Below are 15,897 nucleotides of genomic sequence, written 5' to 3'. Positions count from 1 at the left end.
GCGGCGCGACGGGCGGCGGCGCGCTCTGGCGGCCGAGAATTTTGTTGATCCTGCCGAGAATTCCCACGCGCATGCTCCTCTTGATACACGCAAGCTTAACTATATTCGCGGAGGGCGGACAATGGGCCGTTATGATCTTAGCAGCGCATCGCGCATCACCGCGGCGATGCCCACCGCCAGCAGCGCCACCAGCGCGCAGGCGCCAAACCCCGCGCCAAAACCGTGCGCCAGCAGCATGCCCGCCGCCAGCGTGGCGCCGAACGCGCCGCCGATGGCGCGAAAGAGCAACATGCAGCCGGTGGCGACGCCGACATCGCCACGCTGCGCCGCGTTCTGGATGGCCACAGTGATGTTGGGTTGCACCAGGCCGATGCCGCCACCGAGCAACACGCTGTAAGCTTCGCACAGCAACAGCGGCGTAGATGCCCCCATGGTCGCCAACAGGCCGAGGCCCAGCGCGCACAGCGCCAGGGCTGCCAGTATGGTGGGCTTGGTGCGGCCCAAGCGGCGCGAGATTCTGCCTCCTATATAAGAGAGGAAAACAAAGGCCAGCAGGAAGGGCGTGGTGTAGAGGCCCGAGGCGGCGGCGTTGGTGTGTTTAATGTACTGAAAGAACAACGGCAGCAGCAGCGAGCCGCCGAAGGTGCATAGCGAGTTGGTGGCCGAGAGCAGCAACCCGCCCAGCACCGTGGCGTTACGGAACAGGCGCAGCGGGAGCATCGGCGCGGGGGCGTGGTGCTCCACCCAGGCGGTCAACCCGGTAAAGGCCGCCCCGGATACCACCAGGATCAGCGTTGCGCGCGAGTCCCAGGGGAAATCGCGCCCGCCGGAAGCCACCAGCACCAGCCAGGCGGTGATGGCGCACACCAGCACGGCGGCACCGAGGAAATCTATGCGCATGCCGGCGCCGGCATGCGGCGGCAGGCGGCGCAACGCCCGGCCGCTGAACACCCAGGCCAGGGCGCAGAGGGGCAGGTTGACCCAGAAGATGCCGCGCCAGGAGAGGCTGTCGGTCAACGCGCCGCCCAGCATCGGCCCGGCGATGCTGGCGATGCCCCACATGCCGCTCATATATATCTGGTAGCGGCCACGCTCGCGCGGCGGCGCGACATCGGCGATAGCGGTCTGGGCGATGACCATGAGCCCTGCCCCGCCAATGCCCTGCACCGCCCGCCAGAGCGCGATTTCCCAGAAATGCGTTGCCGCCGCGCAGCCCAGCGAGGCGGCGGCGAACACGGCAATCGCCGGCTGCATCAGCCGCCGCCGCCCGTAAATGTCCGACAGCCGCCCGAAGATCGGCGTGGCGGCGGTGCCGGTGAGCAGATAGGCGGAGATGATCCAGGCGATATGGGAACCGCCGCCCAGGTCACGCGCCATGCGCGGCACGGCGGGGACGATGATGGTCTGGTCCAGCGCCGCGAGCAGGATGCACAAGGCGACGCCGCGGATGACGGGGAGGATTTCCTCATGCGTGTAGGTTTTCGCCGCTGTCATGTTTTGGAGATACCCTCTCCATGCGGAGTCGCCGCAATGTATCGCTTTGTTGCTGGACATGGCGGCACGGCGTACCCAGATCGCGGATGCCCCGGAGGGTTTTTGCGCGCCGCCGGGACTCGGCGGGGAAGCACGGCAAGAAAAAAACTCACCCAAACACATCTAGTATTGATTGCTTTCATTCATGACTAGATGTTGTATAGTAACCTGCGTTTAGGAATGAGGGGCGGCAGATGAATGTGATGACAAAACCTGAGGCAGTCCTGCTCGACGACGGCATCCAGTTGCGTGGGCGCCACCAGGTACATATCGACCGCTCCCGCGATGCGCTGCTGACCGATTTTGGCCGCGCCACACTGGATGACCGTTATCTGCTGCCCGGCGAAGGCTACCAGGATCTGTTCGCCCGCGTTGCCTCCTATTACGGTGACAATGCCGCGCATGCGCAGCGGCTTTACGACTACATCAGCAAAATGTGGTTCATGCCGGCCACTCCCGTGCTCTCCAACGGCGGCACGGCGCGCGGCTTGCCGATTTCATGCTTCCTCAACGAAGCCTCGGACTCGCTGGAGGGCATCGTCGGGCTTTGGAATGAGAACGTGTGGCTCGCCTCCAAGGGCGGGGGCATCGGCTCCTACTGGGGCAATCTGCGCTCGATTGGGGAGAAGGTCGGCCAGAACGGCAAAACCTCCGGCGTGGTGCCGTTCATCCGCGTGATGGACAGCCTCACGCTCGCCATCTCCCAGGGCTCGCTGCGGCGCGGCTCGGCGGCGGTGTATCTGCCCGTGTGGCACCCCGAGATCGAGGAGTTCATCGAAATCCGCCGCCCGACCGGGGGAGACCCCAACCGCAAGGCGCTCAACCTGCACCATGGCATTTTAATCTCCGACGCGTTCATGCGCGCGGTGGAGACCGATTCCGAATGGGTGCTCACCTCGCCGAAGGACCGCGCGCATGTGCGCAGCATCTCCGCGCGCGCGCTGTGGGTGCGAATTCTCACCGCGCGGATTGAGACCGGCGAGCCATATCTGGTGTTCTCCGACCATGTGAACAACGCGCGCCCCGAGCACCACAAGCTGGCCGGGCTGGAGGTGAAAACCTCCAACCTCTGCGCCGAGATCACCCTGCCGACCGGGCTGGACCAGCATGGCAAGCAACGCACGGCGGTGTGCTGCCTCTCCTCGGTGAACCTGGAAACCTGGTTCGAGTGGCACAAGGAGGAGATGTTCATCGAGGACATCATGCGCTTCCTGGATAATGTGCTGCAGGATTTCATCGACAAGGCGCCGGACCTGATGGAGAAGGCGAAATACGCCGCCATGCGCGAGCGCTCGGTGGGGCTTGGCGTAATGGGGTTCCACTCCTTCCTGCAGGACCAGAACGTGCCTTGGGAAAGCGTGATGGCGAAAGTGTGGAACGTAAAAATGTTCAAGCACTTGCGCGCCGGAGCTGATGCGGCATCGAAGAAGCTGGCGCAAGAGCGCGGCGCCTGCCCTGATGCCGAGGAATACGGTATACAGGAGCGCTTCTCGCACAAGATCGCGATTGCGCCGACCGCCTCCATCTCCATCATCACCGGCAATACCTCGCCGGGAATTGAGCCGATCGCCGCCAACGTGTTTCTGCAGAAGACGCTCTCGGGCAGTTTTACCGTACGCAACAGGCCGTTGCAGAAGCTGCTGGAAAAATACGGGCGTGATGATGAGGAGACGTGGTCGTCCATCACCACCACCAAGGGCAGCGTGCAGCATCTGGACTTCCTCACCCAGCACGAGAAGGATGTGTATAAAACCGCGTTCGAGCTGGACCAGCGCTGGATTATCGAACACGCCGCCGACCGCACGCCCTATATTTGCCAGAGCCAGTCGATCAATATTTTCGTGCCGGCGAATGTGAACAAGCGCGACCTGCACCAGTACCATTATCAGGCCTGGAAAAAAGGTGTAAAATCATTGTATTACTGCCGTTCACTGTCGATCCAGCGGGCGGATACAGTCTCGGAGAAGGCCGTGCGCCCGGATGAGTTTACCGGGATTCCGGTGGAGGCGGCGCCTGGGGTGCAGGCTCCCGCCTCAACCAATTATGAGGAATGCCTGGCCTGCCAGTAGCGAAAATCTGATCGGGGTCTGGGGTCCGTGGCCCCAGCGGGTTCAGGGCGGCGCCCTGGCGGGAATCCAAGGGGCAGAGCCCCTTGGCAGCACAAATAGAGATTAAAGGCCTAAACCATGAGCACAAACCTGCCCTTGAAGATCGACCTGTTGACCGAGAATCCGGTCTACAAGCCGTTCCGCTACCCCTGGGCCTATGATGCCTGGCTGACACAGCAGCGCGTGCATTGGCTGCCCGAGGAAGTGCCGCTCGCTGACGATGTGAAGGACTGGCACAAGAACCTGACCCTGGCCGAGCGCAATCTGCTGACGCAGATTTTCCGCTTTTTCACGCAGGCGGATGTCGAGGTGAACAACTGCTACATGAAGCAGTATTCCCAGGTGTTCAAACCCACCGAGGTGCTGATGATGCTCTCGGCGTTCTCGAACATCGAGACCATCCATATCGCCGCGTATTCGCATCTGCTCGATACCGTGGGGATGCCCGAGGTCGAATACACCGCGTTCCTTAAGTATAAAGAGATGAAGGACAAATACGACTTCATGCACGGCTTCTCGGTCTCCGATAAGCACAACATCGCGAAAACCCTGGCGGCGTTCGGCGCCTTCACCGAGGGGCTGCAGCTGTTCGCCTCCTTCGCGATTTTGCTCAACTTCCCGCGCTTCAACAAAATGAAGGGCATGGGGCAGATCATCACCTGGTCGGTGCGCGATGAATCGCTGCACTGTGAGTCGATCATCAAGCTGTTCCGCACCTTCGTGCAGGAAAACCCCGAAATCTGGACCGAGGAGCTGCGCCGGGAACTCTACCTTACCTGCGCCACCATCGTGGACCATGAGGACGCCTTCATCGACCTCGCCTTTGAGCTGGGCGCGGTGGAGGGGCTGACCGCGGATGAGGTGAAGCGCTATATCCGCTACATCGCCGACCGCCGGCTGACGCAGCTTGGCCTCAACGCGCTCTTCCATGTCGACAAGAACCCCTTGCCCTGGCTAGACGAGATGCTGAACGCGGTGGAACATGCGAACTTCTTTGAAAACCGCTCCACCGAATACAGCAAGGCTTCAACTACCGGGAGCTGGGAGGACGCCTTCGCCGAATTCAGCCCCGCGGCCGATGGCCTGCCGGTGCAATAAACACTGATGGAGTGACTATAAGTTGTGCGCCTTGATTACTAAAAAACAACCTCGGCGTTTAATAGTGAAGAATTATCTACTCTTTGCGTAGATTAATACCTTCGTATACTATAATAGCGGCGTACCCCCGGAGATTAACGCTTTCGGCCCGCTGACAGGCAGATCGTGCAGCGAAATATTGGGTAATGGCGGATTTACAGTGGACTAAATGCATCATGGCAAGTGTACCCGAGGACGAAATAAAGTCCCAAATTAAACCGAGTGCGGCGGTTCCGCGATACAGCCGGAGGTTGTCAGATAAGATTCTGATAGCCTTTCATCATGCTTGTGACCAGAGCGATTATGAAATCGCTGAACAATTGTTGCTGATTCTGGAGACGATGCTGAACCGCCGGAGCGTTCCGCCAGATTCCAACCGGCGCAAAACCATTGAAAGTCTTGTCGCCGCACATGAGCGGCTATGGCATCTGCGCCATCCGGAGAAGCACACTGGCTAAGCTCGAAGCCCTTCTCATGTGGTTATCTTCTCATAGCTCTCGTTGCCGCTCACATGGAACGCCAGACCGGACCATTGGGAAAACCTATCGTACCAAACGTTTAAGTGCAGCTTGCCTCTGAGATCGAAGCGCTGCGCCGTTATCACCCCGCCTTCCGCCGTCGGCAGGCTGTTCCAGCCCTGCGGCTTCACAACCGCCGCATAGGTATGTGCGGTTTGGATGTTAAGGAGCGTGCCGTTCAGCATCGCCTTGTTCCAGTAGGTTAACGGCATGGTATCGGCCGGGGCGGTGTATTCGGGATAACTCCTGGCTGGGTTGTCGTGGTTGATTCCCGCCACGCTGTAGCCCGCGGCGGTTTTATGGGCGTGCACCGCCAGCCGGGCGCCGTTGTCGTTCACCTGGCTCTCCAGGCTCTGGAACACACCGCCCGACCAGTGCTCGCGTGCCGTGGCACCGTAGCGGAACAAGGGAATACCCGCGAAGGTGACGAGCAGGGCTATGTTGATGTCCACTACCAGACCATCGCTGCCGCGGATGAAATTCAGGTGGTGCTCGCCGATCGGCGTGCCGTTTCGCAGCACCCGGAAGGACATCTGGTTGCCAGCGGGTACCGGAAGCTCATCCGCCAGTGCCGGCCCCGCCACGGCCAATGCCGCTGTCCCCGCTAAAAACCGCCGCCTTCGCATCACTGATTCCCATGCCGTGAGTGGATCTGATCTAGCGGCTGAGTGGCTCAGCCTAAGTTATTATACGATGAATCATTGCGCCTGGATCAGTCGCCGGGAGGGGCGACATCTATAACGCGCCGTGGCAGAGTGCTTTCATGCATCAGCTGATTCTACTCCGTCACGCCAAAGCGGCCCCAGCAAACGCCGCCCCCTCAGACCATGACCGGCCGTTGACCGACGCCGGGAGACAAGCGGCGGCGACCATCGCCGCCGCCATGCGCAAGGCCGGGCTTGCGCCTGATGTCGTGCTGGTCTCCACGGCATTGCGCACACAGCAGACTTTCGCCGAACTGGAGACCGCCGGGGTGTGGGATGAATGGCCCAACATTGACTCCCTGCCCGTTCTGTACATGGCCGCGCCCAACCGGATACGCGACCTGCTGCGCGAATTGCCGGAAACCGTGCGCAGCGCGCTGGTGATCGGGCATAATCCGGGATTGCATGATCTGGCGCTGGCAATTTCCGGTCCCGCCAGCTCCCAGCCGGACCTGGTGCGCCTGAACGATGGCTTCCCCACCGCTGCCATGGCTGAATTTCTGGTCACCACCCCCTGGCGGCGGCTGGGCGCGCATGGCGCAACCCTGCAACGCTTTATCAAGCCAGCTGATATCATTTGAACCCAAAAGCGCACTAATTTGAAGCCCCGATGCTGAGACGAGGCTGTACGGCGGCCATGCGCGCCCGCCTTTACATATGACCCGTGATTTAATAACGCTTTCCTCGTCCGCGCCATGCCAGACTATTTATTCGAACATCCCCTCGAACCAATCAGAAGGTGAATCCGCATGTCTCAATCCGCAACCAGTAAGCAGGTCGGTACCGCAACGCTGAGCTATGACGGAAAAACAGCGCCCCTTCCCGTACTGACAGGCTCGCTTGGCCCCGCTTGCGTCGACATCCGCAAGCTACAGAACGAACTCGGCGTTTTCACCTTTGACCCCAGCTACGGTGCCACGGCCTCTTGCGAAAGCTCCATCACCTATATCGATGGCGATGCGGGTATTTTGCTCTATCGCGGCTACCCGATCGAGCAGCTGGCTGAAAAATCCACCTTCCTTGAAGTCGCCTATCTGCTGCTGTATGGCAACTTGCCGAATAAGGCCGAGCTCGGCATGTTCACCAACGGCATAACACGCCACACCATGCTGCATGAACAAATCCGCCGCTTCTGGGATGGTTTCCGGCGCGACGCGCACCCGATGGCCATGCTCTGCTCCGTGGTCGGCGCGATGTCTGCCTTTTACCCCGACAGCATCGACACCCAGGACCCGCGCCAGCGCGAGATTAGCGCCTACCGGATGATCGCGAAAATCCCGACCATCACGGCCTGGGCGCATAAGTACAACGCCGGACAGCCGTTCGTTTATCCGCGCAACGAGCTGAATTACGCGGAAAACTTCCTGCACATGTTCCATGCCGTACCGGCCGAGCCCTATGTGCAGAACCCGATCCTGACCCGCGCGATGGACCGGATTTTGATCCTGCACGCCGACCATGAGCAGAATGCCTCCACCTCCACGGTGCGCCTGGCCGGCTCTACCGGCGCCAACCCGTTTGCCTGCATTGCCGCCGGCATCGCCTCGCTCTGGGGCCCCGCGCATGGCGGCGCCAACGAGGCCGTGTTGAAGATGCTTGCCGAGATCGGCCATAAGGACAACATCCCGGCCTTCATCGCGCAGGTGAAGGACAAGAACAGCCATGTGAAGCTGATGGGCTTCGGCCACCGGGTTTATAAGAACTTCGACCCGCGCGCCAAGATCATGCAGCAGACCTGCTACGAGGTGCTTGAGGCCCTGGGCATCAAGGACGAGCCAATGCTCGACCTCGCGATGGAGCTGGAAAGGATCGCGCTGGAAGATGAATATTTCGTCTCGCGCAAGCTCTACCCGAATGTGGATTTCTACTCGGGTATCATCCTGAAGGCCATGGGCTTCCCCACCACCATGTTCACTCCCATCTTCGCGCTGGCGCGCACCGTCGGCTGGATCAGCCAGTGGATGGAAATGATCGAAGACCCGCAGCAGCGCATCGGCCGGCCGCGCCAGATTTATACCGGCGCCGCCACTCGCGACTACACCCCCCTCGACCAACGGGGTTAATGCCCAGATTCACGAACGCCGGAAGACCAAGGGGGGGCGACTCCCTTGGTCTTTTTTTGTTGAACCGCCTGCCCGCCGGCCCCTGGCGCAACTTGATCGCCGGGCTGTTTTATATGCTCGCCATCACGGCGCTGGCCACGCTTGCCTATGTGCTGGCGGGGTGGAATCTGGCGGATGCCTTTTATTTCGTCATCATCACCGTTTTTACCGTGGGTTATGAAGAGGTCCACCCAATCCATTCGCCCGAGCTGCGCGCCATCACCATCGGCACCATCGTGCTGGGAAGCACCGGCGTCATCTTCCTCACCGGCGCGCTGGTGCAAGCCTTCACCTATACGCAAATTCAGCAATTGTTCGGAACCAAGCGGATGAAAACGCAGATCGAGAAAATGTCCGGCCATGTGATCATCTGCGGCTACGGGCGCATCGGCGAGGCGCTGGCGGAAGAGTTGCAGGCGGGCGGGGCGGCGTTCGTTATCGTCGACCTTGACGAAGCCCGGCTGGCGCAGGCGGCGGCGCAGGGCTTCCGCACATGGCAGGGCGATGCAACGATAGAGAGCGTGCTGGAAGATGCCGGCGTGCTCCGCGCGCGCGCCCTGGCCACGGTGGTGCCCAACGATGCGGTGAATGTGTTCATCACTCTTACCGCGCGCAGCCTGAACAAGGAGCTAGAGATCATCGCGCGCGGGGTTTCGCCCAATACCAAGGGCAAACTGCTGCATGCGGGGGCGAGTTCGGTGGTGGAGCCCACCCATATCGGCGCTGAGCGCATCGCACAGCTGATCCTGTTTCCGCAGACCTCGCGCTTCACCGACGATACCCGGCGGATGCGCGCGCTGGGCGCGGGGCTGCACACTCTGGGGCTGGAGCTGGAGGTGCTGGCCGTATCGCCCGATAGCCCTCTGGCGGGCGCCAGCATCGAGAAGATCGAGCAGGATGCGATCGGCAGCCTGTTCGTCATCGCCATCAACCGTAAAAACGGTGAAACGCTTACCAGGCCCGCGCCCGCCACTATCATTGAGGCGGGGGACGGTGTGGTGGTAGTCACCCGTTCTGGGCGGAGCACGCCGAAAATCAGTTGAGTTTAACCTCTCCCGCTTATTGTGCGATGCATATAGGCAGCTACATATACATATACCTCCACTCAATCATTACAGGACGTATCATGCCCTCATTGTTCGACACATTGAACCTTGGCAGCCTCACCCTGCCCAACCGCATCATCATGGCCCCGCTCACCCGCGCGCGCGCCGGCGCCAGCCGGGTGCCAAATGCGCTCATGGCCCAGTACTATGTGCAGCGCGCCGAGGCCGGGCTCATTATCTCGGAGGCAATCTCGGTCATGCCACACGGCGTCGGCTATGCCGATACGCCGGGCCTGTGGTCCGATGAGCAGGTGCAGGGCTGGAAACTCATCACCCATGCGGTGCATCAGGCCGGCGGTCGCATTTTCGCACAGCTTTGGCATGTCGGGCGCATCTCCGCGCCGCTGTTCCTCAACGGCGAACTCCCCGTTGCCCCCAGCGCGATCGCCCCCAAGGGCCATGTGAGCCTGGTACGTCCGCAACAGGAATATGTCACCCCGCGCGCGCTGGATATTGAGGAGATCCCTGGCATCGTGGAGGCCTACCGCAAGGCGGCGATGAACGCGCAGATGGCCGGGTTCGACGGCGTGGAAATCCACGGCGCCAATGGCTATCTGCTTGACCAGTTTTTGCAGGACAGCTCGAACCAGCGCACCGACGACTACGGCGGCTCGGTTAAGAATCGCGCGCGGCTGCTGCTGGAGGTCACCGATGCGGTCACCTCCGTGTGGGAGGCTGACCAAGTTGGCATGCACCTCGCCCCGCGCATGGACACTCACGATGCTGGCGATTCAGATCCTCTGGCGACGTTCGGCTATGTCGCGGCGGAGCTGGGCGAACGCGGGCTTGCCTTCATCTGCGCGCGCGAATATCAGGGGCCGGGTTCACTCGGGCCGCAACTGAAGAAAATGTTTGGCGGCGTCTATATCGCCAATGAGAAATTCACCCTGGAGAGCGCACAGGCGGCCCTTGCCGCGGGTACGGCCGATGCCATCGCCTGGGGCAAACTCTTTATCGCCAATCCAGATCTGGTGGAGCGCTTCAAGCACGGTGCACCGCTCAACGCGATGGATGCGGCAACATTTTATGCGCCCGGCCCCCATGGCTACACGGACTACCCCACGTTGGAAGAGGCGCTTGCGTAAGGCTCTAGGGCGATTCACGCTTTCGGCTCGCTCGGTTGAGCGAGCCTTAAACGATAGCGCTAAAACAGTTCGATATCGCCGCCGGAATGCTTGGTTCCGGCGAGGTATCCTTCCAGCACAAGCTCCTCATAGCATTTTACGCGGTTACGGCCGCTGTGCTTGGCTAAATACAGGGCCTCATCGGCACGGCCAAAAGCCGCCGCACCGTTGTCGCCTGTCTGGATCGTGCTGAAGCCGATGCTCACCGTCACCCGCCCGACCTGCGGAAACGAAGCCTGCGCCACGGTGGCCCGAAAATCATCCAGCGCGGCCCAAGCTTCCTCCCGTGTCATCTCGGGCAGAATCAATAGGAACTCCTCGCCGCCGAAGCGAAAAACCCCCTCAACGCCGGAAAAAGCTTCACTCATCAGCCGCGCCAGCAGAATCAGCACCTCATCGCCATAGGGATGGCCGAACTGATCGTTCACGCGCTTGAAAAAATCGACATCCACCACGGCAATGACGGCATGTATGGCGTCTTCCGCCGCGATCTGCTTGAAATAAGTGCCGAAAGTCCGCCGGTTGAGCAAGCCGGTCAACTCATCGCGGTCACCGTAGTCGAGCAATCCCAGATGATTGCGATACACGCGCAGCAGGCCGTGGACTGTATGGGCCTGATCGCCTTCCAGCTTTGAGGGGCACAAAAGCTCCATCATCGCGATGATCTCACGCTCGTTCCAAAGCGGAAAAACATGGCAGCACAGCCCGGTCTCATCTCGCGGGCCGTAGATGCAGCACCGTTTGGCGTAACAATCGCGCCATTCCTTGCGCGTATCTTCAAGGCTTATCTCCTGCCCGGGACGATCCTGTGCCGGCAGAGACAGCCGCTCGCGCAACCTGATCCCAGACCCCTCGGCCACCACCCGCCAGATCGACAGTCGCTGCACCTCGGCCAGCTCGAAAATCACCCGCGCAAGAGCGGCTTCCAGAACATCCTTATTCCGCAGGTCGGTCAGGTCAGCGACGGTATGGATCAGTTCTGTCATGAGGTTGAGCCGGATAGTCCCATAAAAAACTTAAAGAGCGGACAACAATCACGCCGGCGTATCATCCATGCGGGAGTAGCCATGGCGCTCGCCGCGGTTGGTTGGTATAGACCGCTCCTATTAAAACTCTGAAGGTATTCCCTATGGCACGCCGCCGGCAACTCTATGAAGGCAAAGCAAAAATCCTGTTCGAAGGTCCCGAACCGGGAACCCTCGTGCAATATTTCAAGGATGACGCCACGGCGTTCAATGCCCAGAAAAAGGGCACCATCACCGGCAAGGGGGTGCTGAACAACCGCATCAGCGAGTTCCTGATGATCAAGCTGGCGGAAATCAACATCCCCACGCACTTCATCCGCCGCCTGAATATGCGCGAACAACTTATTAAAGAAGTTGAGATTATCCCAATCGAGGTGGTGGTGCGCAATGTCGCCGCCGGCAGCCTCTCACAGCGCCTGGGTATCCCCGAGGGCACCCGCCTGCCACGCTCCATCGTGGAATATTACTACAAGAACGATCAGCTCAACGACCCGATGGTGGCCGAGGAGCATATCACCGCGTTTGGCTGGGCGACTCCGCCGGACATGGACGACATCGTGCACCTGACCCTGCGCATCAACGACTTCCTCACCGGATTGTTCCTGGGTGTCGGCATCACGCTGGTCGATTTCAAGATTGAATTTGGCCGCCTGTTTGAAAACGAGGACATGAGAATCGTCCTGGCCGATGAGATCAGCCCAGATAATTGTCGCCTGTGGGACGCCAAGACCAACGAGAAGATGGACAAGGACCGCTTCCGCCGTGACCTTGGCAAGATCGAGGAGGCGTATCAGGAAGTTGCCCGCCGCCTCGGGATTCTGCCCGAAGCCGGCACGCGCGACATGAAGGGCCCGGAGATGATGCAATGAAGGCTGTCGTTACCGTGATGCTGAAGGCCGGCGTGCTGGACCCGCAGGGCAAGGCCATCGGCCATGCGCTAAACAATCTGGGCTTTGCCCAGGTTGGCGAGGTCCGGGCCGGGAAGATCATCGAGCTGGAACTGGCCGAAACCGACCCCGCCGCCGCCAAGGCCGCGGCCGAGGAGATGGCCAAAAAACTCCTGGCCAACATGGTCATTGAGAGCTTCAAGGTGGAGATCGCCGCTTAAGCGGTTGATTTTAAGGTTTTACATTACCTCGCCCGCTGGGTAGGAGCAAAACGATGCGAGCTGGTATTCTTCTCTTCCCCGGCATCAACCGCGAGCGCGACATGGTGCTCGCCGTGCGCCAGAGCTTTGGCACCGAGCCCAGGATTGTGTGGCATAAGGAGACCGATCTCACCGGGCTTGATCTGGTCATCATCCCTGGCGGCTTCTCCTTTGGCGATTATCTGCGCTGCGGCGCCATGGCGGCGCAAAGCCCGGTGATGCGCGCGGTGCGCGACCATGCCGCGCGCGGCGGCTATGTGCTGGGCGTGTGCAACGGCTTCCAGATCCTCACCGAAACCGGCCTGCTCCCCGGCGCGCTGCTGCGCAACGCGGGCTTACGCTTCCTCTCCATGGACACCATGCTGAAGGTGGAGCGCAACGACACGGTATTCACCGCCAAATACGCCAAGGGCGAGGTTTTTCGCGCTCCGATGGCGCATGGCGACGGCAACTACACCGCTGACGAGGCGACGCTGGACCGGTTGGAGGGCGAAGGGCTGGTGGCCTTTCGCTACCATGACGAAAACCGCAACGGCTCGGCGCGCGCCATCGCCGGGGTGTATTCGCCCAATTTGCGCGTGCTCGGCCTGATGCCGCACCCGGAAGACCTGGTGGACCCCCTGATGGGCGGCACCGACGGCAAACCCTTTTTTGACTCACTGGCGGCCGCATGAAACCCGTTGACGAAAAACTCGCGAAATCCTTTGGCCTCAACGCCGGGGAATACGCCAAGGTTCTGGAAATCATGGGCCGGGTGCCGAGCTTCACCGAGCTTGGCATTTTCTCGGTCATGTGGTCGGAGCATTGCTCTTATAAATCGAGCCGCGTGTGGCTGAAGGAATTGCCGACGAAGGCGCCATGGGTCATCCACGGGCCTGGCGAGAACGCCGGCGTGATCGACATCGGTGAGGGCATGGCCGCGATCTTCAAGATGGAATCGCATAACCACCCGAGCTTCATCGAACCCTATCAGGGGGCGGCCACGGGCGTCGGCGGGATTTTGCGCGACGTGTTCACCATGGGCGCGCGGCCCGTCGCCAACCTCAACGCGCTGCGCTTTGGCGACCCGAAGCTGCCCGTGACCAAACGAGTCGTCGACGGCGTGGTGCGCGGCATTGGCGGGTATGGCAATTGCGTGGGTGTGCCCACGGTGGGCGGCGAGGTGAATTTCCACCCCGCCTACAATGGCAACCCGCTGGTCAATGCGATGACGGTGGGGATCGCCGCGCAGGACAAGATTTTCCTCTCCGCCGCCGCGGGCATCGGCAATCCGGTGGTTTATGTCGGCTCCAAGACCGGGCGCGACGGCATCCACGGCGCTACCATGGCCAGCACCGAGTTCGACGCCTCCTCGGAAGAGAAGCGCCCGACCGTGCAGGTTGGCGACCCGTTCACCGAAAAACTGCTCATCGAAGCCTGCCTGGAGTTAATGCAGACGGATGCGATCGTCGCCATCCAGGACATGGGAGCGGCCGGGCTCACCTCATCCTCGGTGGAGATGGCCGGCAAGGGCGGGGTCGGCATCGAGCTTAACCTGGACGACGTGCCGCAGCGCGAGACCGGGATGAGTGCTTATGAGATGATGCTCTCCGAGAGCCAGGAGCGCATGCTGCTGGTGCTCAAGCCCGAACGCGCCGAGATGGCGCGCCAGATCATCGAGAAATGGGACCTGGATTACGCGATCATCGGCCATATCACCGATACCGGGCGCATCGTCATCACGCATAAGGGCGTGGTGGAGGCTGATATCCCGCTCGCCCCGCTCTCCGATGAAGCGCCCTTGTATCGCCGCCCTTATGTCGAGGCGCCCAAGCCAGAGCCGCTTGGCCCGGTCTCCTCGGACATGAGCCTGGAAGCGGCGCTGCTCAAACTGATCGCCTGCCCGGATATTTGCTCTCGGCGCTGGATTTTTGACCAGTACGACTCCACCGTCGGCGGCCAAACGGTCAAACGTCCCGCTGAGTCGGATGCCGCCATCGTGCGGCTGGAGGGCACGAACCGCGCACTGGCCATCACCACCGACTGCACGCCGCGCTACTGCATGGCCGACCCCGAGCAGGGCGGCGCCCAGGCCGTGGCCGAAGCGTGGCGCAACATCACCGCCACCGGCGCGAAACCGCTGGCTGTGACCGACAATATGAATTTCGGCAACCCGGAGAAGCCGGAGATCATGGGCCAGTTCGCCGGCGCTATCAAAGGCATGGCGGCGGCCTGCATCGCGCTGGATTTCCCGGTCGTCTCGGGCAATGTCTCGCTCTATAATGAGACTGAGGGCAAGGGCATTCTGCCAACCCCTGCGATCGGCGCCGTCGGCGTGCTGGAAAACGCCGCCCTGGCGCGCGGCATCGCCATTGCCCCCGGACAGGATCTGGTGCTGATCGGCTCGACCTATGGCGAGCTTGGCTGTTCGCTCTATCTGCGCGAAATCTGCGGCCTGGAGACTGGCGCCCCGCCGGTGGTGGACCTTGCCGCCGAGCGCGCCAACGGCGATTTCGTGCGCGAGCAGATATTGCAAGGCAATGTTGCCGCCTGCCACGATCTCTCCGACGGTGGCCTGCTCGTCGCGGTAACGGAAATGGCCCTGGCCGGGAACACCGGCGCGGATCTCACCCAGGCCGACACCACCCCCGCCTTCTGTTTCGGCGAAGACCAGGCCCGCTATATTCTGGCGGCCGAGGACGCGGAGCCCCTGCTCACCGCCGCCTTTGCCGCCGGCATTCCGGCGCAAAAAATCGGCCATACAACCATCGACGAATGTTTGACTCTGCCCGGCGGGCTCGCCATATCGTTGTCAATACTGCGCGAGGCCAACGAGGGATTTTTCCCCGCGTGGTTCGCCTGAAGGATACAAAACATGGCCATGCCTGCTAGTGAAATCGAAGCACTGATCAAATCGGCATTTCCCGATGCTGTCATCACCATCGAGGATCTGGCCGGTGATAACGACCATTTCGCCGCCACGGTCGTCTCGGCGGCGTTTCGCGGCATTTCCCGCGTGCGCCAGCACCAGATGGTCTATGCCGCCCTGCAAGGTAACATGGGTGGCGCACTGCACGCTTTAGCCCTGCAAACCGCCGCTCCCGATTAAGGAATTTTACGTCCCATGACCGAACCTGTTTTCGCCGAAATCCAGTCGTTTATCGACTCTTCCCCCGTTGCGCTCTTCATGAAGGGCACGCCGATGTTTCCGCAGTGCGGTTTCTCGGCGCGCGTCGTGCAGATCCTCAAGCATGCGGGCGTCGCCTTCAAGACCGTCAACGTTCTGGAGAATCCGGAAATCCGCGACAGCATCAAGAGCTTCAGCAACTGGCCGACGATTCCGCAGCTCTATATCCAGGGCGAGTTCATCGGCGGCTGCGACATCGTGACCGAAATGTACCAGAGCGGCGAACT

Annotated in this window: 16 protein-coding genes; 13 read left to right on the top strand and 3 right to left on the bottom strand. The window is 61.1% G+C overall.

What is annotated here, in order from left to right; genetic code table 11:
• Positions 1-129: 129 nt before the first annotated feature.
• Complete coding sequence (locus PHE40_RS05360) at positions 130-1,494, bottom strand: MFS transporter (protein ID WP_299959089.1); 1,365 nt, start codon at positions 1,492-1,494, stop codon at positions 130-132.
• A 233-nt stretch (positions 1,495-1,727) separates the two neighbouring features.
• Between PHE40_RS05360 and PHE40_RS05355 the strand changes: the two genes are divergently transcribed.
• The 3 genes from PHE40_RS05355 (at position 1,728) to PHE40_RS05345 (ending at position 5,236) form a co-directional block, all read left to right on the top strand.
• Positions 1,728-3,602, top strand: a complete 1,875-nt coding sequence (locus tag PHE40_RS05355; protein ID WP_299959086.1) for a ribonucleoside-diphosphate reductase subunit alpha — start codon at positions 1,728-1,730, stop codon at positions 3,600-3,602.
• 117 nt (positions 3,603-3,719) lie between these two features.
• Positions 3,720-4,739, top strand: a complete 1,020-nt coding sequence (locus PHE40_RS05350) for a ribonucleotide-diphosphate reductase subunit beta (protein ID WP_299959084.1) — start codon at positions 3,720-3,722, stop codon at positions 4,737-4,739.
• Between the two features lie 215 nt (positions 4,740-4,954).
• On the top strand, positions 4,955-5,236 hold the full coding sequence (locus PHE40_RS05345; RefSeq protein WP_299959138.1) for a hypothetical protein: 282 nt from the start codon (positions 4,955-4,957) through the stop codon (positions 5,234-5,236).
• Positions 5,237-5,250: 14 nt separating this feature from the next.
• Here the strand turns inward: PHE40_RS05345 and PHE40_RS05340 are convergent, their stop codons facing one another.
• A complete protein-coding gene (locus tag PHE40_RS05340; RefSeq protein WP_299959081.1) occupies positions 5,251-5,922 on the bottom strand; it encodes a DUF6134 family protein in 672 nt (223 codons plus the stop codon).
• Positions 5,923-6,059: 137 nt separating this feature from the next.
• Between PHE40_RS05340 and PHE40_RS05335 the strand changes: the two genes are divergently transcribed.
• From PHE40_RS05335 to PHE40_RS05320, 4 genes are all read left to right on the top strand, one after another.
• Positions 6,060-6,581 carry a histidine phosphatase family protein gene (locus tag PHE40_RS05335; protein WP_299959078.1) on the top strand — a complete coding sequence of 174 codons (522 nt, stop codon included), beginning with the start codon at positions 6,060-6,062 and terminating at the stop codon, positions 6,579-6,581.
• Positions 6,582-6,749: 168 nt separating this feature from the next.
• Positions 6,750-8,063 (top strand): citrate synthase, encoded by a 1,314-nt coding sequence (gene gltA, locus PHE40_RS05330; RefSeq protein ID WP_299959075.1) that lies wholly within the window; start codon positions 6,750-6,752, stop codon positions 8,061-8,063.
• A 59-nt stretch (positions 8,064-8,122) separates the two neighbouring features.
• Positions 8,123-9,145: a TrkA family potassium uptake protein gene (locus PHE40_RS05325; RefSeq protein WP_299959072.1), complete on the top strand. Its 1,023-nt coding sequence runs from the start codon at positions 8,123-8,125 to the stop codon at positions 9,143-9,145.
• Positions 9,146-9,228: 83 nt separating this feature from the next.
• Positions 9,229-10,293: an alkene reductase gene (locus PHE40_RS05320; protein WP_299959070.1), complete on the top strand. Its 1,065-nt coding sequence runs from the start codon at positions 9,229-9,231 to the stop codon at positions 10,291-10,293.
• Positions 10,294-10,352: 59 nt separating this feature from the next.
• On the opposite strand, the gene PHE40_RS05315 is transcribed toward PHE40_RS05320, so the two are convergent.
• Entirely contained in the window at positions 10,353-11,318 is a 966-nt protein-coding gene (locus PHE40_RS05315; protein WP_299959067.1) for a GGDEF domain-containing protein, read from the bottom strand.
• 143 nt (positions 11,319-11,461) lie between these two features.
• Here PHE40_RS05315 and purC point away from each other — a divergent pair, with 143 nt between their 5' ends.
• From purC to grxD, 6 genes are all read left to right on the top strand, one after another.
• Positions 11,462-12,226 (top strand): phosphoribosylaminoimidazolesuccinocarboxamide synthase, encoded by a 765-nt coding sequence (gene purC, locus PHE40_RS05310; protein ID WP_299959064.1) that lies wholly within the window; start codon positions 11,462-11,464, stop codon positions 12,224-12,226.
• Positions 12,223-12,465: a phosphoribosylformylglycinamidine synthase subunit PurS gene (purS, locus tag PHE40_RS05305; protein ID WP_299959061.1), complete on the top strand. Its 243-nt coding sequence runs from the start codon at positions 12,223-12,225 to the stop codon at positions 12,463-12,465. The genes purC and purS overlap by 4 nt, the downstream gene beginning before the upstream one ends.
• Positions 12,466-12,518: 53 nt before the next feature.
• The gene (purQ, locus tag PHE40_RS05300) at positions 12,519-13,178 is read left to right on the top strand and encodes a phosphoribosylformylglycinamidine synthase subunit PurQ (protein ID WP_299959058.1); all 660 of its coding nucleotides are present in this window, start codon (positions 12,519-12,521) and stop codon (positions 13,176-13,178) included.
• A complete protein-coding gene (purL, locus tag PHE40_RS05295; RefSeq protein WP_299959055.1) occupies positions 13,175-15,346 on the top strand; it encodes a phosphoribosylformylglycinamidine synthase subunit PurL in 2,172 nt (723 codons plus the stop codon). Before purQ ends, purL begins: the two co-directional genes overlap by 4 nt.
• A gap of 12 nt (positions 15,347-15,358) precedes the next feature.
• Entirely contained in the window at positions 15,359-15,592 is a 234-nt protein-coding gene (locus tag PHE40_RS05290; protein WP_299959052.1) for a BolA family transcriptional regulator, read from the top strand.
• Positions 15,593-15,607: 15 nt separating this feature from the next.
• Positions 15,608-15,897: Grx4 family monothiol glutaredoxin (grxD, locus tag PHE40_RS05285; RefSeq protein WP_299959049.1), on the top strand; the 290-nt coding region annotated here is incomplete at its 3' end.

Origin of the sequence: Acidocella sp. (assembly GCF_028687955.1) — a bacterium.
Taxonomy (GTDB): domain Bacteria; phylum Pseudomonadota; class Alphaproteobacteria; order Acetobacterales; family Acetobacteraceae; genus Acidocella.
Note: the sequence above shows the minus strand (reverse complement) of the source record. Positions and strands in the feature narration are given on the sequence as shown.